Raw genomic sequence first — 19,636 nt, 5'->3', positions numbered from 1 at the left:
CATGCGGCGCAGCCTGTTCCAACTCGCGCTCTCGCCCGGAAAATTGCGGAACAGCATCATTCTCCGCCTGCTGGCGCTGGCTTTCGCCATCATGCTTTTCGGCGTGCTCTCGCGCTATTACATGCTGGGGAACTTTCTACGGGAAGACCTGGGCCGGGTCACGTCGGAACAGCAACTGGCGCTGGCCGGCTACGTCGCCCACGACATCGACGACAAGATCCATCAACGCGAGGCGCTGCTATCGCGGCTAGCCGCCGCGCTGCCGCCCGAACTGCTGGACCAGCCCGACGCGCTGCGCGCCTGGCTCAGGGAGCGTTACCAATATCAGCCGCTCTTCTCCATCGGACTGTTCGTGGTTCGCCCCGACGGCCGCGCGATCGCCGACTATCCCGCCGTTCCCCATCGAATGGGAATGGACTACAGCGACCGAGACTACATCCAGCAGTCGCTGCGCGGCCGCTTCTACGTCGGCCGCGCCTCGGGCGTGCCGGCGCTGCCGATGTCCGCCCCCATCCGCGCGGGCGGCGATGTGCAGGCCGTGCTGGTGGGCGTCACAGCCATCGCCGCGCCGGGGTTTCTCGATCTGCTGCTGCAATCCAGGATCGGCGACCACCGCAACAGCTTCCAGCTGGTGTCGCCGCGCGATCGCCAGATCATCGCCGCCTCGCAAAGCGAGCTGACGTTGCAGCCCGTCCCCGCTCCGGGCCAGGATGCGCTGCATGACCGCGCGATGGCGGGTTTTCGCGGCGCCGCGATCGGCGAAGACGGCCAGGGCGGCGAGGAAGTCCGCGCCATCGTACCCGTTCCCAGCACTGGCTGGTTCGTGGTGGCCCGCCTGCCTGGGCGCGAAGCTTTCGCCACCGTTTCCCGGGTGAAGCGCTTCACCCTGCGCCACGCGCTGCTCGCTTTCGCCGTATTTTCGCTGCTGGCCAGCGGCGGCCTCTACATCGTGCTGCGGCCGCTGTCACTGGCGGCTCGCCACGCGGACAGGATGACCCGCGGCGAAACGCCGCTGGAACCGATGCCGGTGCATAGCCAGGATGAAGTCGGCTACCTGATCGCCGCCTTCAACCGTCTGCTGCGCAAGCTGGAGGAGAAACAGGCAGAGCTCGCCCGCATAGCCCACCACGATGCCCTGACCGGCCTGCCCAACCGGCTGCTGCTGTCCGACCGGCTGCACGTGGCGCTGGCGCAATGCCAACGCCGCGGCACCCGGCTGGCGCTGCTGTTCATGGACCTGGACAGCTTCAAGCTCATCAACGACACCCTGGGACACAAGGCCGGCGACAAAGTGCTGTGGCAGGCGGCCCAGCGCCTGACAGCCATCGTCCGCCAGACCGACACTTTGGCGCGGATAGGCGGCGATGAGTTCGTGCTGCTGATCGGCGATCTGGACGACAGCGCCGAAGAGGTCGCGCGCACCGTCGCCCAAAAGTGCCTGGAAGCCTTCAACGCTCCCTTCCCGATCTCGGGCCACGATTGCCAGCTCGGCGTCTCCATAGGCATCGCCATCGGCGACGGCCTCAGCAGCGCGGACAATCTGCTGCAAGCGGCGGACCAGGCGATGTATCAGGTGAAGAAAAGCGGATGCAGCGGCAGCGCCATCATTTGCCTGTGATGCGCGCGCATACCGCCCAATGCCTTCAACACGCCCCCGGCATGTTAAGGGCATTTACATTAGAATATCGCCATCACAACTAAAAACAACGCGTCACTCTTCTTCATGCCCTTACCTTGCGACACGCGGTCTGCCGCCGCACGTCATGTTTTGATCCTGGGCGCCCGCGCGCCCGCCTGCCTGGAATGGGCCAGGTGCTTTCACGCCGCCGGCTGGCAAGTCACGATTGCCGACTCTTTGTCTTGGCCGGTGTCCCGCGCCAGCCGCTCAGCCCATCGTTACGCGCGCCTGCCGGAGCCTCGGCTCAATCCGGCGCGTTGGCTGGATGCGCTGCGCGGCCTGATTCTCGACCGCAAAATCGACTTGGTGCTGCCGACCTGCGAGGAAGCCTTTTATCTCGCCTGCGGCCGTGGCGGTTTGCCATGCCGGGTATTGACCTCCGACTTCGATCTGATGCATCGCCTGCATCATAAATACCAATTCGCCCGGATGAGCGCCGGCTGGGCCGCGCCGGCGCCGGAGACCCGGCTGCTGGAGTCTCAGGCCGCGGTGATGCGCATGAGCCATGCCGCGCCTGGCTGGGTATTCAAACCCGTGTATTCCCGTTTCGCCAGCCGGGCGCTGCTGCGCCCATCGGCCGCACAGCTGAAGCGCGTCCATCCCACCCCATCGCATCCCTGGGTTGCCCAACGCTATGTACCGGGCAAGGAGCATTGCAGCTACAGCTTGCTTGTCGACGGCCGGCTGACCGCCCACGCCTGCTATCACCCTCGCCATCGGGCGGGCCGAGGCTCGGACATCTGGTTTGAGCCGACCGATCCCACGCCCATCCGGGCCTTCGTCGAACAATTCGGCGCGGCCACAGGCTATAACGGCCAGGTCGGCTTCGACTTCATCGAGACGCAGGATGGCTGCTGCCGGGTGCTGGAGTGCAATCCCCGCGCCACCAGCGGCGTGCATCTGTTCTCGGATCAGCCTTTGCAACTGATTGACGCCTTGCTGGGAAACGCGCCGGAATGCGCCCCCTTGTCGCCGACAGGCGGGCCAAGCATGGTCGGACTGGCGATGCTGCTGTTTGCCGCGCCTCGCCGCGGACTGAGCCGCGCCTTCTGGAAAGATTTTGCCGCCGCGCGGGACGTGCTGTTGCGCAAAGGCGATCCCGGCCCGTTGCCGGCGCAGCTCATCGCCCTGCTGGAAATCGCCTCCCGCGCGCTGCTGCGCCGGAGAGGATTGCTGGCCGCGGCCACCGCCGACATCGAGTGGGATGGCGACCCGATGGGCGAAGCGCGGTGAAGCTGAGCCTCCCCGGCGACGGCGCATGCCTCGCCCATCGCTGCGCCGCGCGCGCAGCGGGTCTGGTGGGCAACGTTTCCACCACCGCCCTGGTTTCTGGACATGGGCGGCCCCCGCATGCCGCTCGCCGTGGGCGCTGCGTCGCTTTTCCCGGCCTGGACAAGCCTCCCGCCAGAAGCTGGCCGCTGTTGCGCCCGCTGGCCTGCCAGGCCAGGCACCGCCTAGTCTGGGTTTGCGACGGAAGCCTCGAAATGGCGCCCCCCGCCGACCCCGCCGCCATCCAGGATGGTCGACGCATTCCTGATGAGCGCAGTCGCGCGCTGCACATTGGCCGAGGCCGCGGAAAACTTCCTGGACGGCTTCCATACCCAATTCGTGCACGCCGGCTGGATACGGCGCGATGGGCCTCGCCAGCGGGTGCGCGCCTCCGTGCGGGCATTGCCGGGCGGCGTGGAAGCGCGCTACGAAGACGAAAAGCGGCAATCCGGCCTGATCTCGCGCCTGCTGGAAAGCGACCGCAGCGAAAGCTACGGCCGTTTCCGGCTGTCTGGCCTCGCCGAAATCGAATACCGCGGCAGAGATGGCCTCTCCTTGCTGGTCACCACCTGGATGACGCCGGAAGACGACGCCACCTTGCGCATTCATGCCCGCGTGACCACCCGGAAAGGACGCGCGCCGGCCTGGCTCAAACGCTGGCTGCTGCGCAGGCTGTTCGCCGTCATCCTGCGGCAGGACAAAGACATGCTGGAAGGCGTTCGCGCCAATGCCCGGCGTTTCGAACAGCTGGGGATGGCGGCCCCCATCTGGACAGCCCCTTGGACCTGCTGGCCCCGGCCATCCGCCTGCTGCTGGCTGGAGAAACGCTCCCGGCGACGATTGAAAAAGAGGTGATCTGTTTGCTGTGACTCCTAGCGAAGCGCTGCGCTATGCTGACATATCGCCCACGCAGCCCCGACCAACGGTTTTCCGCATCGCGAGACGCCCCATGAGCCTATTGCAAACGATCAAAGTCGGCCCGCGCTTGAGCGTGTCCTTCGCCGCGCTGCTGGCCATCCTGCTCGCCATCTCCGCCAGCGTCTGGAGCGGGCTCGCGCGCATCGAGCAGTCGGCGCAGGCCATCGTCAACGACGACGCCAGCAAGCAGCAGGCGGCGGCCGATCTGGACCGCCATTCGCAAAACGCGGCGCTATTGCTGTTGCAGATCATCTCCACGCCGGAGCGAGCGCAGCGCGAACCGCTGTACGCCGCGATGGATGAAGCCAACCGACGCGCCAGCGACACGCTGCTGCGGATGAAAACCCTGCCCTGGAGCGCCGAACAGGCGGGTTCGCTGCAAAAGCTGGCCGAGCTGAGAAACGCTTACGCCAAGGCCTTTTCCGACACCGTGGACCTGGTCGAGGCCAACGACCCCGCCGCGCTGGCCCAGCAATACGGCGGCCAGACCCGGCCTGCGCTGCAGGCGCTGCTGGCCGCCACCGCCGAATTGTCCGCCGTCCAGCAAAAACACATGAATCAGGAAATGGCCGACGTGCTGGCGCTGATGGCGACCACGCGCGGCCTGCTGCTCTTCTGCAGCGCCGCAGCAGTGCTGACCGGCCTGTTGCTGGCCTGGCGCGTCACCCGCAGCATCACCGGGCCGCTGGAGCACAGCGTGGCGGTGCTGGGCGCGATGGCGCGCGGCGATCTGCGCAACCGGGTCCGCGCCGCCGGCCGGGATGAAACCGCGCAGATGCTGCGGCGGATGGAGACGATGCAAGCCGAACTGGCCGCGTTGGTGCGGGAACTGCGCGCCAGCGCCGACGTGGTGGCAGACTCCGCCGCCTCCACCCGCGGCAGCGCGGATGAGGTGGCCGGCGGCGTGGAGCGGCAACAAGCGGAAATCCACCAGATCAACGGCGTGGTGGGCGCCTTTTCCGCCAAGCTTGACCGCGCCGCCGCCACAGCCGGCCAAGCCCAGCAGCAGGCCAGAAGCGCCGCCGAGCTGGCTGACCGCGGCCAACGGCTGATCGAGACCGCCTCGCGCGAAATAGGCCTGATCGCCGGACAGATCCGGGGCAGCGCCGAATCGGTGGACGCGTTGCGCCAGCGCGCCAACTCGATGCACGACATGATAGAAGCGGTCACCGACATCGCCGAGCAAACCAATATGCTGGCGCTGAACGCGGCGATAGAAGCCGCCCGCGCCGGCGAGATGGGCCGGGGCTTCGCCGTGGTGGCGGACGAGGTGCGCAACCTGGCCGCCCGCACCGCCCAGGCCACCCGCGAAATCAACGACGTGATCAGCGCGATGGACGCGCAAACCTCGGACGCGATGAGCCGCATCGAACAAGGCCAGCGCGAGATGGCGCGCGGCGTGGCATTGATAGGCGAAATCGTGGCGCCGTTGACCGAACTGAAACTCGGCGCCGGCGCTACCGTGGGCGAGCTGGACCGGCTGACGTCCGACATCGCCGAACAGGTGCGGGAAAGCCAGGCCATCGCCGACAGCGTGTCCGCCATCGCCCGCAGCGCCGACGAAAGCCTCAGGGCCAGCCAGGACGCCAGCCGCGACAGCGGCAGGCTGCAGGAAGTCAGCGCCGCGCTGCAGGCGCAGATGCGGCGCTTCGCGGTGGACAATTAAGCCAACCCTGGCGGCCAGGGAATGTCGGACGCCGCGAAAACGGAACAGGGCGGCAACCTTTAGGTTGCCGCCCTGTTTCATTGCGGTTCAGCCCGCTCCGCGACTCCCGCCTTACAAGGGCTGGATCGACGATACGCTGTCGTTGGCCCAGAAACCGGAATAACTCGGGTAGCGGCCATCGTTGTTAGGGCCTTTGTTGGATGCGATGATCCAGCTCTGGCCCGAAAAATTGACATCCTTATACAAAGACCAGCTGCCTCCCAGAACGATCGCGGAGGACGCCGCGTCATTGAAGCCGATATCGTTGAAATTGGCTTGGGACTGGGTAAACGACACCATCTGGCCGCCATAATTGCTGTCGCGGAACAAGATGGCGTAGTGATCGCCATAGTTGCCCGGCAACGCGCGTAACGAAGAAATGGAATCGTTGCTGCCGCCCCAGGTGCCCGGGCTGGAATATTCCCCCGGCGTCAGAATCCAGCACGTGCTGGCAAATCCGGCATCCTTGTACAACAGCCAAGTTCCGCTGACAACGCGAATCGAGGAGGTCTGATCGTTGAAGTTGTAATCGGTCCCCAGATTGGCGGAGTTGCTTGTCAAATCGACACTGCGCCCACCAAAATTCGAGTTCTGGTACAGGATGATTTCAGCCATGAACAGTTTCCTTATTCAGAGAGGAGTCGACTTTATGGGTAATATGCGCGCCGAGGCGCGGACGGCCCCTACCACTGTAGAGAAGCGCTGGGAAGCTGCTACTCCGAACCCGTAAAACCGTACTTTGGCTCAGACAGGAAGACAAACACTGGTTTCTCTTCCACTTTTGGACTAAGAGTGGCTAACAAAACCTCAGGCGGTCGCTTGTAAGTCGCTGATCTTCCATGTGCGCCACTGCGCAAAATATAGGTTTTGTTAGCGGGTCTAAGAGTGGCTAACAAAAATCCTGATGCTGCGTTGCGCGGACTTGGCGTACGCCTTGTACTGTCTGCGTCGGCGCGCCTTGCCTTGGACGTAAAACTGAATTCTGCCAACCGCGCTAAGCGATACATCGTTCTCCCTGCAACCAACCCAGCAAGGCATCGCCTGCCTGCGCCAACTCGCCGTCGTTGACCAGCACCACGCAGCCTGCAGACGGCACAAAAGACGCCGCCTCCGCCAACCGGCGCTCGATCGCCGCTTCGCCCTCCCGACCGCGCCTCCTCAGCCGCGCCGCCAATATCTCAGGACTGGCGGTGACCCACAATGGCCTCAGCATGGGGAAATGCTGCGCCGCCAGCGGCAGGCTGGAACGCGAGCCGTTCACCACCACATCCAGCCCTTGCGCCAACCAAAAATCCACCTCCACGCCCAGGCCGTAAGCCAGGCCATGACGCCGCCAACAAAGCGCGAAGCAGCCGCTGGCCTCGCGCGCGGCGAACTCCTCCTCGCTCAGCGCCACATGGTTCTCGCCGCCGGCTCCGGCCGGCCGTGTGATGTAGCGGTGGGCGAACACCACGCCGCCGGGCAGCCTCTGCCGGACATACGCCAGCAGGCTGTCCTTGCCTGCGCCGGACGGGCCGATCACATACCACAAGGTTCCCGGTTCAACGCTCATAGCGCGCCACCTCGCCGTCAAAACCGCAGTAGGCCAGATAGCGGAACGGCCTGTCCTGCTCGCGCTCAAGGAACAGCGCGATGCCGGCGATCTCCACCGCACCCAATTGTCCGGTAAAGTGTGTCCGCGCGCCCTGCTCCAGCGCATCGGCCATTTGCGAACCGCGAGCCAGGCTGTCGCTGAGCGTCATGTGAAAGCGAAACTGCTCGAACACATAGGGATAGCCCCAGCGCCGGTACAAAGCCTGCTGCCTGTCATTCAAACCGGCCCTGGCCTTCAACGGCGCGGCGCGATCCGCCAGCGGCGCCAATGTCGCCACGCAGGCGGCGGCCAGTTCGTCCAGCTCAGGCGATACCCTCTGTGGCCGCAAGGCCAGGAAATCGCCCAGCCAGTCCACTTGCAGCGGCAAGGCGAAGGGCCGGAATGTCTGAGCCAGCGCAGCCGTTCCACCAAGCAAAGCTTCCTGATCGACATCCGGCCGCAGCGCAAACGGCGCCTTCAAGGTGGCGTGCCAGCCGTAGCGGGCAGCTGCGCGGGTCAGGTCGGCTTGCGTCTCCGCGTCCATGCCATCCAGCGGAGGTTGTTCCGCCGTCTCCCCGCTGACGGCATCCATGCCCAGCCATTCACAGCCGGCGCGCCAGAAATCGCTATCCGGCCGGGGGGCGTAGTAAACGGCGTAGCGCGTCATTCCTGCTCCATCACTAATTGCACCAGGTCACCGTTGAAGCAGGTGACGCCGTACTGCACCGGCGCGCCGGCCGCGTCGACGTTCAGCGATTTCACATGCAGCACCGGACGGTTCTTGGGAATGCCCAGATAATCGACCGTCTCCGCGTCCGGCAAGCGGGCGGTGACGCGGGTGAAGCGGCGGGTGTAATCGGCCACGCCGCACTCGGCCAGCGCGCGCGTCACCGAGCGATACCTCAGATAAGCTTCCGGCAAGCCTGGGAACCGGAAAGCGGGAAAGAACAGGGTCGCGTAATCCACCACCCGTCCCTCTACCTTGCTCAGGGTCTTGATGCGGTACAGCGTGTCGCCCGCGGCCACCTGCAGCAATTCCGCCAGCTCGGCGTTGGCCGGCACGGTGTCGCTGTTCAGGATGTCGATGTCCGAGCTGAGGTTCTGCTTGGCCATGTTCTGCGTGAAGCGCGTGCGCTTGCTGATGGCGTAATCGATCGCATTGTCCTGCACAAAGGTGCCGCGCCCCTGCTCCACTCGCAGCAGGCCGCGCTCCACCAGCGTGGCCACCGCGCGGCGTATGGTGTGGCGGTTGACGCCGAACCGGTCCGCCAGCTGCAGCTCGGTGGGCAGTTGCTGGCCCGCCTGCAATGCGCCGCCGGCGATGTCGGCCGCCAATGCCTCCTCGATCTGCCGCCACACGGCGACGCCGGAGCCCCTCTCTATCATGCTACCTCCCAGTCTTTATCATGTTCGCAGCCTTGATGGCTTTGAATCCGCTGCGCGGATGATGATTTTCATTGCCGGGGCTGCCCGGCGGGCAGGGAGGGGATATTTGCTTGGCCAAATATCCCCTCCACCCCTAAAAGCCACCCTGCAAGCCTGGCCTGCGGCTCCCCGCAGGGACCCGTCAGGCCCGAGGCGCGGCTGAACTCTCTGCGTGCGAATCTCTCGCTGAGCGAGGCGAGGCCTCGCACGTAGAGATTCGCTCAGCGATGCGCGCTACCGTCGCGGGACTCAAACAGGCAGCCGCTTAAAACCTCGGGCCTGCCACCCTACGGCAGGCTTGAAGGGACTTGGCCGCGTCGGAAACGTGGTGGATGACCCGCCCCCGAAGTCCTAACAGTCCTTCCTAAGAGTGGCTAACAAAACCTCAGGCGGTCGCTTGTAAGTCGCTGATCTTCCATGTGCGCCACTGCGCAAAATATAGGTTTTGTTAGCGGGTCTAAACAGCGTCCCGCACTAAACAGTCCAAAGATCCATGCCCGCCTTCAAAACGTCACAAAACCTTCATCGCCGCGTGCTGTTTGTCCTTCGATGCCTGCCATTATCATGCATACATCTATACGTTTATATGAATCTTTCTTGAACCATGAGGCACACGATGGACACCTCCACCCGACAGCGCTGGCTTTCCGCGCTGGCCAACAGCCCCATCGAACGGCTGCTGGCTCTGCTGCCGCCGGCTCTGCCCGCCGAGCCGCGCTGGCTGCGCCGCGCCGAAACCGGCCTGATGATGCTGCAAGGCCGCAGCGGCGGCGCCGGCGCGCGCTTCAACCTGGGCGAAATCAGCGTCAGCCGCGCCAGTTGCGAGATCGACGGCCATGTCGGCCACGGCTGGGTGCGGGGCGGCGATGGCCGCCACGCCGAGCTGATCGCCCAGGCCGACGCGCTGCTGCAAGACCCGGCCCGCCACGGCGAGCTGATGCTGGCGTGGATTGTGCCGCTGGAAAGCGAGCTGGCCGAGCGCCGCGCCGCCCGTTCTCGCGAAGCCGCCGCCAGCAAGGTCGAATTCTTCACCATGGTGCGGGGGGAATGACCATGCGCAGCGCTTTTGCCCATCCGGTGGACGATTCCCAACAGACTTTCCGCGCCGTATTGAGCTCGATGGCCGAACCCTTGTCGCCGCGCGCGCTGCCGGTATTGCCGCCGGCCCTGCTCGGCTTGAAAGCCTCCACCGCCGCGTTGCTATACACCTTGGCAGACCAGGACACGCGCGTCTGGCTGCCTGCACTGCCGGACGAAACCATCGCCAGCCTGCGCTTCCACACCGGCATGCGGCTGGCTGATTTGCCTGAGGACGCCGACTTCATCGTCATCGCCGCCGGCATGCCGCTGCCGGACCTGATGAGCCTGAAAGCCGGCAGCGCCGAATATCCGGACCGTTCCGCCACGCTGTTGATCGAAGTGGATGGTTTCGGCGCGGACCAGGTGGAAGGCTGCGGCCCCGGCTTCGCCGCGCCGCGCCGTTTCGGCGCCGCCGGCCTGCCCAAAAACTTCTGGCGCGAATGGCAGCGCAATCACACCCGCTTCCCGCTGGGCGTGGACGCCGTGCTGATTACCGATACCCACATCGCCGGCCTGCCGCGCAGCGTCCGCATCCGGGAGGGTTGAGATGTATGTAGCCGTGAAAGGCGGGGAAACCGCCATCGCCCGCTCCTGGGATTTGCAGGCCGCCGCGCGCCGCGGCGACGAGGCCGCGCCGGAGCTCAGCATCGATCAGATCCGACAGCAGCTGCGCCTCTCCGTGGCCCGCGTGATGCAGGAAGGCTCGCTGTACGACGAAGAGCTGGCCGCGCTGGCGCTGAAACAGGCCAGCGGCGACAGCATCGAGGCCGTGTTCCTGTTGCGCGCCTTCCGCACCACGCTGCCGCGCTTCGGCCAGACGCTGCCGCTCAACACCGCCGCGATGCGGGTGCGCCGCCGCGTGTCCGGCACCTTCAAGGACGTGCCGGGCGGCCAGATCCTCGGCCCCACCGCCGACTACACCCAGCGCCTGCTGGACTTCGGCCTGACGGAAGCCGCGCCAAAGAGCAAACTGGAGCAGGCCGCCGCGCCGCTGCCGGACGCCTTGCCTGGCGTGCTGCAGCTGCTGGACCGCGAGGGCTTGATCGAAGCCGACCTGCCGCCCGAGGGCGACCCGGAGCCGGTGGACCTGACCCGCGAGCCGCTGATGTTCCCGGCCGGCCGGCCCGCGCGGCTGCAAAACCTGGCCCGCGGCGACGAAGGCTGGCTGCTCGGCCTCGCCTACTCCACCCAACGCGGCTACGCCGAGAGCCACCCTTTCGCCGGAGAGATCCGCATGGGCGAAGTCAGCGTGACGATCTGCCCGGAAGAGCTGGGCTTCGAGATCGACATCGGCGAGATCACGCTGACCGAATGCCAGATGATCAACCAGTTCGCCGGCAGCAAGACCGCGCCGCCGCAGTTCACCCGCGGTTACGGCCTGAGCTTCGGCGAGGCGGAGCGCAAGGCGATGGCGATGGCGCTGGTGGACCGCAGCCTGCGCGCCGAGGAGCTGGGCGAAACCGCCCACGCGCCGGCGCAGCAAGCCGAGTTCGCGCTATGCCACAGCGACAATGTCGAGGCCTCCGGCTTCGTTCAACACCTGAAACTGCCGCATTACGTGGACTTCCAGGCCGAGCTGGCGCTGATCCGCCAGCTGCGCGCCGCCGCCGCCGACCAGGAGAAGACCGATGACTAAGGCCCGCGACGACCGCTACAACTTCGGCTTCCTCGACGAGAACACCAAGCGCATGCTGCGCCGCGGCCTGCTGAAGGCGGTGGCGATTCCCGGCTACCAGGTGCCGTTCGGCAGCCGCGAAATGCCGCTGCCCTACGGCTGGGGCACCGGCGGCATCCAGGTGACGGCCAGCGTGATCGGCCGCGACGACGTGCTCAAGGTGATAGACCAGGGCGCGGACGACACCACCAACGCCGTCAACATCCGCCGCTTCTTCGGCCGCGTCGCCGGCGTCGCCAGCACCACGGCCACCCGCGACGCGACGCTGATCCAGACCCGTCACCGCATTCCTGAAACACCGCTCAAACCCGGCCAGATCATGATCTTTCAGGTGCCGGAGCCTGAGCCGCTGCGCACGCTGGAAGCCAGCGAGGTGGAAACGCGCAAGCTGCACGCGCACCAGGAATACGGGCTGATGCACGTCAAGCTGTACGAGGACATCGCCCGCTTCGGCCACATCGCCACCAGCTACGACTACCCGGTGATGGTGAATGGCCGCTACCTGGCTTCGCCGTCGCCGATTCCGAAATTCGACAATCCCAAGCTGGACAGGAGCCCGGCGCTGCTCTTGTTCGGCGCCGGCCGCGAAAAGCGGCTGTACGCGATCCCGCCCTACACCAAGGTGGAAAGCCTGGCCTTCGACGACCATCCGTTTACGGCTCAAACCTGGGAGCAAGGCTGCGCGCTGTGCGGTTCGCGCGTGAGCTATCTGGACGAAATCGTCACCGACGACGCCGGCAGCCGAATGTTCGTCTGCTCGGATACCGACTACTGCCAGCGGGAGAGACAAGCATGATGGCGCCCATCCTCACCGTGAGCGGGCTGTGCAAGGACTATGGCAACGGCCAGGGCTGCTTCGACGTCCATTTCGAGTTGTATCCGGGCGAGGTGCTGTGCATCGTCGGCGAATCCGGCTCCGGCAAATCGACGCTGCTATCCACCCTGGCCGGCCGCCTGGCCGCCGACGCCGGCAGCGTCCGCTTCGCCGACCGCGACGGCGCGGCGCATGAGCTCACCTGCCTGCCGGAGGCCGAACGGCGCCGGCTGGCGCGCAGCGAATGGGGCTTCGTCACCCAGCACGCCCGCGACGGCCTGCGCATGGGCGTTTCCGCCGGCGCCAACGTCAGCGAGCGGCTGATGGCGCTGGGCCAACGCCATTACGGCCGGCTGCGGCAGACCGCCGGCGACTGGCTGGAAAAAGTGGAGATAGACCGCGCGCGGCTGGACGACAAGCCGTCCGCCTTCTCCGGCGGCATGCAGCAGCGGCTGCAGATCGCCCGCAATCTGGTGACACAGCCGCGGCTGGTGTTCATGGACGAACCCACCGGCGGCCTGGACGTGTCGGTGCAGGCGCGTTTCCTCGACCTGACCCGCCGCCTGGTGCGCGACGCCGGCATCGCCGTCATCATGGTGACGCATGATCTGGGCGTGGCGCGGCTGCTGGCGCAGCGCACGCTGGTAATGCAGAGGGGGCGCGTGGTGGAAGCCGGCCTGACCGACCAGATCCTCGACGACCCGCAACACCCGTACAGCCAGTTGCTGGTGTCCTCCATCCTGCAGGCCTGAAATCATGAATCTATTGATCGACGCGCAAAACCTGAGCAAGACCTTCACCCTGCACCAACAGGGCGGCTTGCGGCTGCCGGTGCTGACCGATGTTTCGCTGCAGGCGGCCGCCGGCGAATGCGTGGCGCTGGCCGGCCCGTCCGGCGCCGGCAAGAGCACGCTGTTGAAGGCGCTGTACGCCAACTACCTGGTGGAAAGCGGCCGCATCGGCGTGTTGCACCAAGGCGCATGGATCGACATGGCCCGCGCGCTGCCGCATGAAATCGCCGCCGTGCGCCGCCACACGCTGGGTTATGTCAGCCAGTTTCTGCGCGTCATCCCGCGGGTGTCGGCGCTGGACATCGTCGCCGAGCCGCTGCGCGAATGGGGCGCCGCCGACGCCGAGGCGCGGCTGGCGGCCGGCGAATGGCTGGCGCGGCTGAACATCGCCGAGCGACTGTGGAGCCTGCCGCCGGCGACTTTTTCCGGCGGCGAGCAGCAGCGCGTCAACATCGCGCGCGGCATGATCGCGCCGCGGCCGATACTGCTGCTGGACGAGCCGACAGCATCCCTCGACGCCGCCAACCGCGACGTGGTGGTACAACTGATGTGCGAGGCGCTGACGCGCGGCGCGGCGCTGATCGGCATTTTCCACGACGCCCCCACCCGCGACGCCATCGCCAGCCGCGTCTTCCAGGTACCGCTGGCGCAACAAACGGAAATCGCAGCATGAAACAGATTCTGAACCACGCCCGCATCGTGCTGTCCGACCGCGTGATCGAAAACGGCGCGCTGGAAATCGAGAATGGCCGGATCGCCGCCATCCACGAGCAGCCGCTGACCGAAGGCGAAGACCTGGCCGGCGCGCTGCTGCTGCCCGGACTGGTGGAAATCCACACCGACAATCTGGAAAAACACCTGATGCCGCGCAACGGCGTGCTGTGGCCGATTTTGCCGGCGGTGATCACCCATGACGCCCAATGCGTGGCCGCCGGCATCACCACTGTGCTGGACGCGCTGGCGGTGGGCGATCTGGAAGGCGAAAGCGTGCGGCTGGATACCCTGCACAGTTCCTTCCAGGCGATAGACCAGGGCATGCGCGAAGACGCGCTGCGGGCCGACCATTTGTTCCACCTGCGCTGCGAGCTGGCCTATCCGGGCCTGCTGGCCGAACTGGAGCCGCTGATCGCCCATCCGGCGGTGAAGCTGGTGTCGGTGATGGACCACACGCCGGGCCAGCGCCAGTACCGCGACCTGGAGCAATACAAGAAGTACTACGGCAAGAAGAAAGTAGGCTGGAACCAAGACACCTTCCTCGCCGCCGTGGAAGAGCGCAAGGCCAAGCAGGCTGAGTTCGCCGGCCGCCACAAGCAGGCGGTGGTGGAGATGGCCCGGACGCGCGGCATCGCGCTGGCCAGCCACGACGACACCGACGAGGCGCACATCGCGGAAGCGCTGCGCGACGGCGTGGCGATCTCGGAATTTCCCACCACATTGGAAGCGGCCCAAGCCGCCCGTGCGCATGGACTGCAAACGGTGATGGGCGCGCCCAATGTGGTGCGCGGCGGCTCCCACTCCGGCAATGTGGCGGCGTTGGAGCTGGCCCGCCATGACTTGCTGGACATCCTGTCCTCCGACTACGTGCCGGCCAGCCTGCTGCACGGCGCCTGGCTGCTGCACGCGCAGGCGGGCTGGAGCCTGCCGCGCGCCGTCGCCGCCGTCAGCCTGAATCCGGCGCGCGCGGTGGGCCTCGCCGACCGCGGAAACATCGCCGTCGGCCAGCGCGCCGATCTGGTGGCCATGACGGCGCCCGGCGATGTGCCGTTGGCGCGGAGCGTGTGGAAGCTGGGCGTGAGGGTATTCTGATGGGCGACGCCATCGCCGCGCTGCGGCAGTTGTACCGCGAACACGGCGCGCGCCGCTACGGCGAGGCGGTATCCCAGTTCGACCATGCGATCCAGGCCGCCACGCTGGCGCTCGACGCCGGCTGCGACGACGAACTGACGCTGGCAGCCTTCCTGCACGACGTCGGCCACCTGCTGGAGCACGACGGCGCGGCAGCCATGGGCGACTACGGCGTGATGGCCCACGACAAGCGGGCGCGCGACTACCTGCTGCAACTGGGTTGCTCGCCTAGGCTGGCGCGGCTGGTAGGCATGCACGTCGAAGCCAAACGCTATTTGTGCGCGGTCGACCCCGCGTATCTGGCGGCGCTGTCGTCGGCCAGCGCCGCCACGCTGGGCTACCAGGGCGGGCCGATGCGCGCGGACGAGGCTGACGCCTTCTCGCGCCAGCCGGACCTGGCCGACATCCTGGCGCTGCGGAAGCTGGACGAGGCGGCCAAGGACGGCGGCTGGAGCCTGGACGCGGCCGACTGGGTGTGGCCGCTGATGGCCGGCCACCTGGCCAAGCAGCGCCCTGGCGCGTAGCCCCCGCTACGCGCTCACCACGCCAGCGGCCCCTTCTCGCCGTTGGCGTGCTCGCCGTAGTACAGCGACGGCAGGAAACGCGCCAGGCTGCTGAACTCGTTGTAGCAATGCTGCATCAGGCCCAGGCCCAGTTCGTCCGGCACCGGCGATTCGCCGCCCAGCACGAAGCGGCTGCGCAGCACCGCGCCCTGCGGCTTGTCGCGCGCCAGGTGGATCATTTCGCCGTCCAGCGGGTCGCCGTCGGCCGCCAGCCTGGGCTCGTCGCCGAAAGCGATGCGCGCGCACACAAGTCCGGACACCGCCTGCTCGCGCCTCGCCTGCGCCAGCGCGTCGGCCGAGAAGAAATCCGCCGGCTCGTGAAACTTCAGCGCCGCCGCCACCGGCGGGAAATCGCCCAGCGACTCTTCCGCGCGCACGCTGGCGCCGATGAAAGACTCGCCGCGTTTCCAGCGGCTATCCCAGCCATGCATCCGGTGATGGTCGTGCGGATGCCACCAGCGGATGTGCTGGGTGGTTTCGAAGAACTTGAACCACCATTCGACCATCCGGCCGGCGCAGCCCGGCAATTCGGTTCTCACCGCCACCAGCAGCCGGCCGTCATCCAGCCGGCGGATGCCGGTTTCCAGCGGCAAGGGGCGCGGCGACAGCAGTTCGTCATGGTTGCATATCCGATCTTGAGCATTCACGGTAGACTCCTCGCGGTTAAGCCATCGCAGCCGGCTAACGCGCCGGCAATTTAAGAAACGAAATACGTTTCCATATTCAAGCAATACGAGAAACCATGTCAAGTCCGCCTGATTCTTCCTCATCCGCCACCATCGCCGCGCGCGCGCGCGGCCGCCCCCCCGTGCCGGAGGCAACCTTGCGCGGCCAAGTGCTGCAAGCCGCCAGCGGCCTGCTGCTGGAAGAGGGGTTCCCAGCATTGAGCATGGAGGCGGTGGCCAAGCGCGCCGGCGTGGCCAAGAAGACGGTGTATCGTTTCGCGGACAATCGGGAACAACTCTTGGAAGCCATCGTGGATGGCTGGACGGATGGGCTGGCCCGCGCGGTGGAAACGCCGTTCGCAGACGATGAAAACCTCCCCCAGGCGTTGGAGGCTTTGCTGCTGGCGATCGCCGAGCGGGTGCTGTCGGCGGAGGCTGTAGGCATGTTCAAGCTGCTGGGCAATGATTTCCCTGGCCGCGAGCAGGCGCTGGCATCCTATACCCGGCACGGCATCCGCCGCAGCGCGGGCCTGCTGGCAAGCTGGCTGGCCGAACGCCAGCGCCTCGGCCTGCTGAAAGTGGACGACCCGGAAACCTGCGCCGAGCTGCTGTTGGCCATGGCCATTGCCGAGCCATTGCGACAAAGAGCGCTAGGCTTGGCCGCGCCGGGCGTCGACGCGCCCTTGCATGGCTGGATTCGGGCCGCGGTCCGACTGTGCTGCGAGGGAATCCGGCCGGCGGGCTAGGCGGCCAAGGCCAGCGCCTCAGCCGCGGCCGGCTCGAACGGGGCCGCCATCGCTTCGAACATCGCCGGCGTCACCTTGAAAGCGAAAGTTTCGCCTTGATATTCATTACGCGCCATCACGCGGAGGCGGCGAATATCGGCCGGCCCCTTGCGGACCGAATACCAGATGCAATGGCGTCATCCAATTACCCGAACAATGCTGCCGGCAGACGGCTGGATCAGCGCTTGAACAGCGCCATGCCTTCCGACCGCGGCGCGGTCGGCTCGAAACCGAACTGGGCGTACAGATGCCTGGCGTCGCCGTCGGCGATCAGGCTGACATAGGCGCTTGCCGGCGCTTCCCGATCGATATAGCCGCATATCGCCGCCATGATGCGCTTGCCCAGCCCCCGGCCCTGATGCGCCGGCAGCACGGCGATGTCCACCACTTGGTAAAAACAGCCGCCGTCGCCTATCACCCGGCCCATGCCCACGGTTTGCCCATCATGGACAATTTGCGCGGCGAACAGGGTGCCTGCCAGACCGCGCCTGGCGGCTTCTTCGGTTTTGGGACTCAGGCCGGATTCGGCCCGCAGGCGGCGGTAGGTTTCAATATCGGGAGTGCGTTGCAGCAGCTGGTATTCGGACATGGCGGCTCGGATGAAGACAGGCGCGCGGCGCGGTCCCATCATTTGGACAATGGAAATGACATGATACTGGACGCCGCGGAGAAAACCCAGCCAGCGACCGAGCCAAGGCGCGCCGACGCCGGCATCCCCTGTCATACGATAAAAAGGCGCGGCTCCCGGTCAGGTTTTTTGTCAACGCTCCAAGCACCGACAGCCGCGTCCCGCGCCTTATCCCCTGGCAGCCTTCTCAGCCGCTCCGACAGCAGCGGACCGGAACAGTAATCCGCTCGCATCCGCCTGGCCACCGCCAGCATGTTGTCGCAGACGATATCCTCGACGGCCAATGCGAAACCCTGCTCCGCCAGTTGCGGCATCAGCGCCAGCAGCTGTTCGCGCACGCGCGGATACATGATGGCGCGGCTCATGAAACTCGGCGCCAGCGCCAGCCCGTCCGGCTCCAGCCGCCACAAGCGCAGCAAATCCTGGGTGCCGGCGCCGAAATCGCCCAGCGCCAGCCTGTGGCCGTGCTGGCGGTAGCGCCGCAGCAGCGACAGCCCAAGCTCAGCGGTCCGCTCGTCCAGGAACAGCAGCATCTGCGCCTGATGCGCCGGAAACTCCAACACCTCCAGCAGCCTTGAGGTGAAATCGACGATGCGGTCGCTGTAGGCGTGGCAGATGCGCGGGTCGACGTCTATCCGCAGCGGCAGATGGCGGCCATTGCGCCCCAAATGGTTGAGCACGTGCAGCACGCGGATCAGCTTGAGCAACGCCACCGCCTTAGTCTCGCCGTAATTCATCGCGAACAGCCAATTGGCGGGCAAGACCTGGCCAAACTGGCCATAGATGCGCAAGCGGGCCGCGTACTGCAACAACTGGCAACGATCGTCGCGCACCCTAGCCTGCGGAATGAAGCCGCTGCACAGCCACCAGCCGTCGAAATTGGCGAATACCTCCTGCGTGTTCCATTGCAGCTTCGCCTGCACGCCTTCTTGCCGCAGCAACTGCTGGCAAGCGGCGAGCATCGCGGGAGCGAAACCGGCGGGCAGCGCCTTGACGGGCTTGAATCGTTTCATGAGCGGCATCCGGTTGGAGAAAACTGGCGCCACTATAGCTCCGGGCGTGACAAGGTCATATACGATTTGCCGATAAGCCTATCCACATTCTCGAAATGGCGGCTTTTGCCATCCTTTGCATATCGTTTGCTGAATTTCTTGCTTCCGGCGCCGCCGCCGCGCCGCCTACAGTGTTTGCCGTCACTCAAGAAATCATCATGGGAACCACTATGCGTCCGTTGCACCGCCTCGCCATCGCCCTGCTGCTCGCCGGCAGCGCCTCCGCCTTCGCCGACGTCGCCCTGCTCAACGTCTCCTACGACCCGACGCGCGAGCTCTACCAGGACTACAATGCCGCCTTCGCCAAATACTGGAAGGCCAAGACCGGCGAAACCGTCACCGTCAAGCAGTCCCACGGCGGCTCCGGCAAGCAGGCGCGCTCGGTGATAGACGGCCTGGACGCCGACGTGGTGACGCTGGCGCTGGCCTACGATATCGACGAAATCTCCAGCCAGGCCAAGTCCATCGCGCCCAACTGGCAGCAGCGGCTGCCCCACAACGCGTCGCCCTACTCGTCCACCATCGTGTTTCTGGTGCGCAAGGGCAATCCCAAGCGCATCAAGGACTGGAACGATCTGGCCAAGCCCGGCGTGGAAGTGGTGACGCCGAACCCGAAAACCGGCGGCGGCGCCCGCTGGAACTACCTCGCGGCCTGGGGCTACGCGCTGAAGCAGCCCGGCGGCAACGACGCCAAGGCCAAGGACTTCGTCAAGAAGCTGTACGGCAACGTCAAGGTGCTGGACTCCGGCGCGCGCGGCTCGCTGATCACCTTTACCCAGCGCGGCATCGGCGACGTGCTGCTGTCGTGGGAAAACGAAGCCTTCCTCGCCGCCAAGGAGCTGGGGCCCGACAAGTTCGACATCGTCACCCCGTCCGTCTCCATCCTGGCCGAGCCGCCAGTCAGCGTGGTGGACAAGGTCGTAGACAAGCGCGGCACCCGCAAGACGGCGGAGGCTTATCTGCACTACCTGTACAGCCCGGAAGGCCAGGAGCTGGCCGCCAAGCACTACTACCGCCCGCGCGACGCCAAGGTGGCGGCCAAGTACGCCGGCCAATTCAGCAAGGTGAAGCTGTTCACCATCGACCAGACCTTCGGCGGCTGGCAGAAGGCGCAGAAAACCCACTTCGCCGACGGCGGGGTGTTCGACCAGATCGTGGCGCGCTGAGGCA

General features: G+C 66.1%; 21 protein-coding genes. 14 read left to right on the top strand and 7 right to left on the bottom strand.

From position 1 onward, the window contains the following. Position 1: 1 nt before the first annotated feature. The 4 genes from DK842_RS16445 (at position 2) to DK842_RS16430 (ending at position 5,531) form a co-directional block, all read left to right on the top strand. Positions 2 to 1,618, top strand: coding sequence for a diguanylate cyclase domain-containing protein (locus DK842_RS16445; RefSeq protein ID WP_114062425.1), 1,617 nt, complete (start codon positions 2 to 4; stop codon positions 1,616 to 1,618). Positions 1,619 to 1,855: 237 nt separating this feature from the next. Next, a complete protein-coding gene (locus tag DK842_RS16440; RefSeq protein WP_198414559.1) occupies positions 1,856 to 2,911 on the top strand; it encodes an ATP-grasp domain-containing protein in 1,056 nt (351 codons plus the stop codon). 303 nt (positions 2,912 to 3,214) lie between these two features. Continuing rightward, on the top strand, positions 3,215 to 3,802 hold the full coding sequence (locus DK842_RS16435) for an SRPBCC family protein (protein ID WP_145964058.1): 588 nt from the start codon (positions 3,215 to 3,217) through the stop codon (positions 3,800 to 3,802). Between the two features lie 94 nt (positions 3,803 to 3,896). Then, positions 3,897 to 5,531 (top strand): methyl-accepting chemotaxis protein, encoded by a 1,635-nt coding sequence (locus tag DK842_RS16430; protein WP_114062422.1) that lies wholly within the window; start codon positions 3,897 to 3,899, stop codon positions 5,529 to 5,531. A 111-nt stretch (positions 5,532 to 5,642) separates the two neighbouring features. On the opposite strand, the gene DK842_RS16425 is transcribed toward DK842_RS16430, so the two are convergent. The 4 genes from DK842_RS16425 to phnF form a co-directional block, all read right to left on the bottom strand. After that, positions 5,643 to 6,185 (bottom strand): beta/gamma crystallin-related protein, encoded by a 543-nt coding sequence (locus tag DK842_RS16425; RefSeq protein WP_114062421.1) that lies wholly within the window; start codon positions 6,183 to 6,185, stop codon positions 5,643 to 5,645. A 379-nt stretch (positions 6,186 to 6,564) separates the two neighbouring features. Beyond that, positions 6,565 to 7,122 carry a phosphonate metabolism protein/1,5-bisphosphokinase (PRPP-forming) PhnN gene (phnN, locus tag DK842_RS16420; protein ID WP_114062420.1) on the bottom strand — a complete coding sequence of 186 codons (558 nt, stop codon included), beginning with the start codon at positions 7,120 to 7,122 and terminating at the stop codon, positions 6,565 to 6,567. Then, positions 7,112 to 7,810, bottom strand: coding sequence for a DUF1045 domain-containing protein (locus tag DK842_RS16415; RefSeq protein WP_114062419.1), 699 nt, complete (start codon positions 7,808 to 7,810; stop codon positions 7,112 to 7,114). The genes phnN and DK842_RS16415 overlap by 11 nt, the downstream gene beginning before the upstream one ends. After that, the gene (phnF, locus tag DK842_RS16410; protein WP_114062418.1) at positions 7,807 to 8,529 is read right to left on the bottom strand and encodes a phosphonate metabolism transcriptional regulator PhnF; all 723 of its coding nucleotides are present in this window, start codon (positions 8,527 to 8,529) and stop codon (positions 7,807 to 7,809) included. Before phnF ends, DK842_RS16415 begins: the two co-directional genes overlap by 4 nt. A 655-nt stretch (positions 8,530 to 9,184) precedes the next feature. Between phnF and phnG the strand changes: the two genes are divergently transcribed. The 8 genes from phnG to DK842_RS16370 are packed head-to-tail and all read left to right on the top strand — an operon-like array spanning position 9,185 to position 15,297. Beyond that, complete coding sequence (gene phnG, locus DK842_RS16405; RefSeq protein WP_114062417.1) at positions 9,185 to 9,619, top strand: phosphonate C-P lyase system protein PhnG; 435 nt, start codon at positions 9,185 to 9,187, stop codon at positions 9,617 to 9,619. Positions 9,620 to 9,621: 2 nt separating this feature from the next. Continuing rightward, the gene (phnH, locus tag DK842_RS16400; RefSeq protein ID WP_168191942.1) at positions 9,622 to 10,194 is read left to right on the top strand and encodes a phosphonate C-P lyase system protein PhnH; all 573 of its coding nucleotides are present in this window, start codon (positions 9,622 to 9,624) and stop codon (positions 10,192 to 10,194) included. 1 nt (position 10,195) lies between these two features. Next, complete coding sequence (locus tag DK842_RS16395; RefSeq protein WP_114062415.1) at positions 10,196 to 11,284, top strand: carbon-phosphorus lyase complex subunit PhnI; 1,089 nt, start codon at positions 10,196 to 10,198, stop codon at positions 11,282 to 11,284. Beyond that, on the top strand, positions 11,277 to 12,119 hold the full coding sequence (locus DK842_RS16390) for an alpha-D-ribose 1-methylphosphonate 5-phosphate C-P-lyase PhnJ (protein WP_114062414.1): 843 nt from the start codon (positions 11,277 to 11,279) through the stop codon (positions 12,117 to 12,119). The genes DK842_RS16395 and DK842_RS16390 overlap by 8 nt, the downstream gene beginning before the upstream one ends. Beyond that, positions 12,116 to 12,889 carry a phosphonate C-P lyase system protein PhnK gene (gene phnK / locus DK842_RS16385; protein ID WP_114062413.1) on the top strand — a complete coding sequence of 258 codons (774 nt, stop codon included), beginning with the start codon at positions 12,116 to 12,118 and terminating at the stop codon, positions 12,887 to 12,889. The genes DK842_RS16390 and phnK overlap by 4 nt, the downstream gene beginning before the upstream one ends. A gap of 4 nt (positions 12,890 to 12,893) precedes the next feature. Next, positions 12,894 to 13,601, top strand: coding sequence for a phosphonate C-P lyase system protein PhnL (gene phnL / locus DK842_RS16380; protein ID WP_114062412.1), 708 nt, complete (start codon positions 12,894 to 12,896; stop codon positions 13,599 to 13,601). Continuing rightward, a complete protein-coding gene (locus tag DK842_RS16375) occupies positions 13,598 to 14,734 on the top strand; it encodes an alpha-D-ribose 1-methylphosphonate 5-triphosphate diphosphatase (RefSeq protein ID WP_114062411.1) in 1,137 nt (378 codons plus the stop codon). Before phnL ends, DK842_RS16375 begins: the two co-directional genes overlap by 4 nt. Continuing rightward, positions 14,734 to 15,297, top strand: coding sequence for a phosphonate degradation HD-domain oxygenase (locus DK842_RS16370; protein WP_114062410.1), 564 nt, complete (start codon positions 14,734 to 14,736; stop codon positions 15,295 to 15,297). Before DK842_RS16375 ends, DK842_RS16370 begins: the two co-directional genes overlap by 1 nt. Positions 15,298 to 15,311: 14 nt before the next feature. Here DK842_RS16370 and DK842_RS16365 read toward each other — a convergent pair whose 3' ends face one another. Continuing rightward, the gene (locus DK842_RS16365) at positions 15,312 to 15,983 is read right to left on the bottom strand and encodes a DAPG hydrolase family protein (RefSeq protein ID WP_114062409.1); all 672 of its coding nucleotides are present in this window, start codon (positions 15,981 to 15,983) and stop codon (positions 15,312 to 15,314) included. Between the two features lie 95 nt (positions 15,984 to 16,078). Between DK842_RS16365 and DK842_RS16360 the strand changes: the two genes are divergently transcribed. Further along, positions 16,079 to 16,747 (top strand): TetR/AcrR family transcriptional regulator, encoded by a 669-nt coding sequence (locus tag DK842_RS16360; RefSeq protein WP_114062408.1) that lies wholly within the window; start codon positions 16,079 to 16,081, stop codon positions 16,745 to 16,747. Positions 16,748 to 16,964: 217 nt separating this feature from the next. Here the strand turns inward: DK842_RS16360 and DK842_RS16355 are convergent, their stop codons facing one another. Then, complete coding sequence (locus tag DK842_RS16355; protein WP_114063768.1) at positions 16,965 to 17,375, bottom strand: GNAT family N-acetyltransferase; 411 nt, start codon at positions 17,373 to 17,375, stop codon at positions 16,965 to 16,967. A 131-nt stretch (positions 17,376 to 17,506) separates the two neighbouring features. Continuing rightward, positions 17,507 to 18,427: an EAL domain-containing protein gene (locus DK842_RS16350; protein WP_168194903.1), complete on the bottom strand. Its 921-nt coding sequence runs from the start codon at positions 18,425 to 18,427 to the stop codon at positions 17,507 to 17,509. A 197-nt stretch (positions 18,428 to 18,624) separates the two neighbouring features. Between DK842_RS16350 and DK842_RS16345 the strand changes: the two genes are divergently transcribed. Continuing rightward, a complete protein-coding gene (locus DK842_RS16345) occupies positions 18,625 to 19,632 on the top strand; it encodes a sulfate ABC transporter substrate-binding protein (RefSeq protein ID WP_114062406.1) in 1,008 nt (335 codons plus the stop codon). Positions 19,633 to 19,636: the final 4 nt, after the last annotated feature.

Source organism: Chromobacterium phragmitis, from assembly GCF_003325475.1.
In the GTDB taxonomy this organism is placed as follows: Bacteria; Pseudomonadota; Gammaproteobacteria; order Burkholderiales; family Chromobacteriaceae; genus Chromobacterium; species Chromobacterium phragmitis.
This window is presented reverse-complemented; position numbering and strand designations above follow the sequence as displayed.

Bases quoted from the DNA above. Each gene is read 5' to 3' on its own strand.
- DK842_RS16370 (WP_114062410.1), top strand. From the start codon at position 14,734: ATGGGCGACGCCATCGCCGCGCTGCGGCAGTTGTACCGCGAACACGGC.
- DK842_RS16345 (WP_114062406.1), top strand. From the start codon at position 18,625: ATGGGAACCACTATGCGTCCGTTGCACCGCCTCGCCATCGCCCTGCTG.
- phnG (WP_114062417.1), top strand. From the start codon at position 9,185: ATGGACACCTCCACCCGACAGCGCTGGCTTTCCGCGCTGGCCAACAGC.
- DK842_RS16445 (WP_114062425.1), top strand. From the start codon at position 2: ATGCGGCGCAGCCTGTTCCAACTCGCGCTCTCGCCCGGAAAATTGCGG.
- DK842_RS16360 (WP_114062408.1), top strand. From the start codon at position 16,079: ATGTCAAGTCCGCCTGATTCTTCCTCATCCGCCACCATCGCCGCGCGC.
- DK842_RS16395 (WP_114062415.1), top strand. From the start codon at position 10,196: ATGTATGTAGCCGTGAAAGGCGGGGAAACCGCCATCGCCCGCTCCTGG.
- phnK (WP_114062413.1), top strand. From the start codon at position 12,116: ATGATGGCGCCCATCCTCACCGTGAGCGGGCTGTGCAAGGACTATGGC.
- DK842_RS16415 (WP_114062419.1), bottom strand. From the start codon at position 7,810: ATGACGCGCTACGCCGTTTACTACGCCCCCCGGCCGGATAGCGATTTC.
- DK842_RS16390 (WP_114062414.1), top strand. From the start codon at position 11,277: ATGACTAAGGCCCGCGACGACCGCTACAACTTCGGCTTCCTCGACGAG.
- DK842_RS16350 (WP_168194903.1), bottom strand. From the start codon at position 18,427: ATGAAACGATTCAAGCCCGTCAAGGCGCTGCCCGCCGGTTTCGCTCCC.
- DK842_RS16355 (WP_114063768.1), bottom strand. From the start codon at position 17,375: ATGTCCGAATACCAGCTGCTGCAACGCACTCCCGATATTGAAACCTAC.
- DK842_RS16375 (WP_114062411.1), top strand. From the start codon at position 13,598: ATGAAACAGATTCTGAACCACGCCCGCATCGTGCTGTCCGACCGCGTG.
- phnF (WP_114062418.1), bottom strand. From the start codon at position 8,529: ATGATAGAGAGGGGCTCCGGCGTCGCCGTGTGGCGGCAGATCGAGGAG.
- phnH (WP_168191942.1), top strand. From the start codon at position 9,622: ATGCGCAGCGCTTTTGCCCATCCGGTGGACGATTCCCAACAGACTTTC.
- DK842_RS16425 (WP_114062421.1), bottom strand. From the start codon at position 6,185: ATGGCTGAAATCATCCTGTACCAGAACTCGAATTTTGGTGGGCGCAGT.
- phnL (WP_114062412.1), top strand. From the start codon at position 12,894: ATGAATCTATTGATCGACGCGCAAAACCTGAGCAAGACCTTCACCCTG.
- DK842_RS16430 (WP_114062422.1), top strand. From the start codon at position 3,897: ATGAGCCTATTGCAAACGATCAAAGTCGGCCCGCGCTTGAGCGTGTCC.
- phnN (WP_114062420.1), bottom strand. From the start codon at position 7,122: ATGAGCGTTGAACCGGGAACCTTGTGGTATGTGATCGGCCCGTCCGGC.
- DK842_RS16435 (WP_145964058.1), top strand. From the start codon at position 3,215: ATGAGCGCAGTCGCGCGCTGCACATTGGCCGAGGCCGCGGAAAACTTC.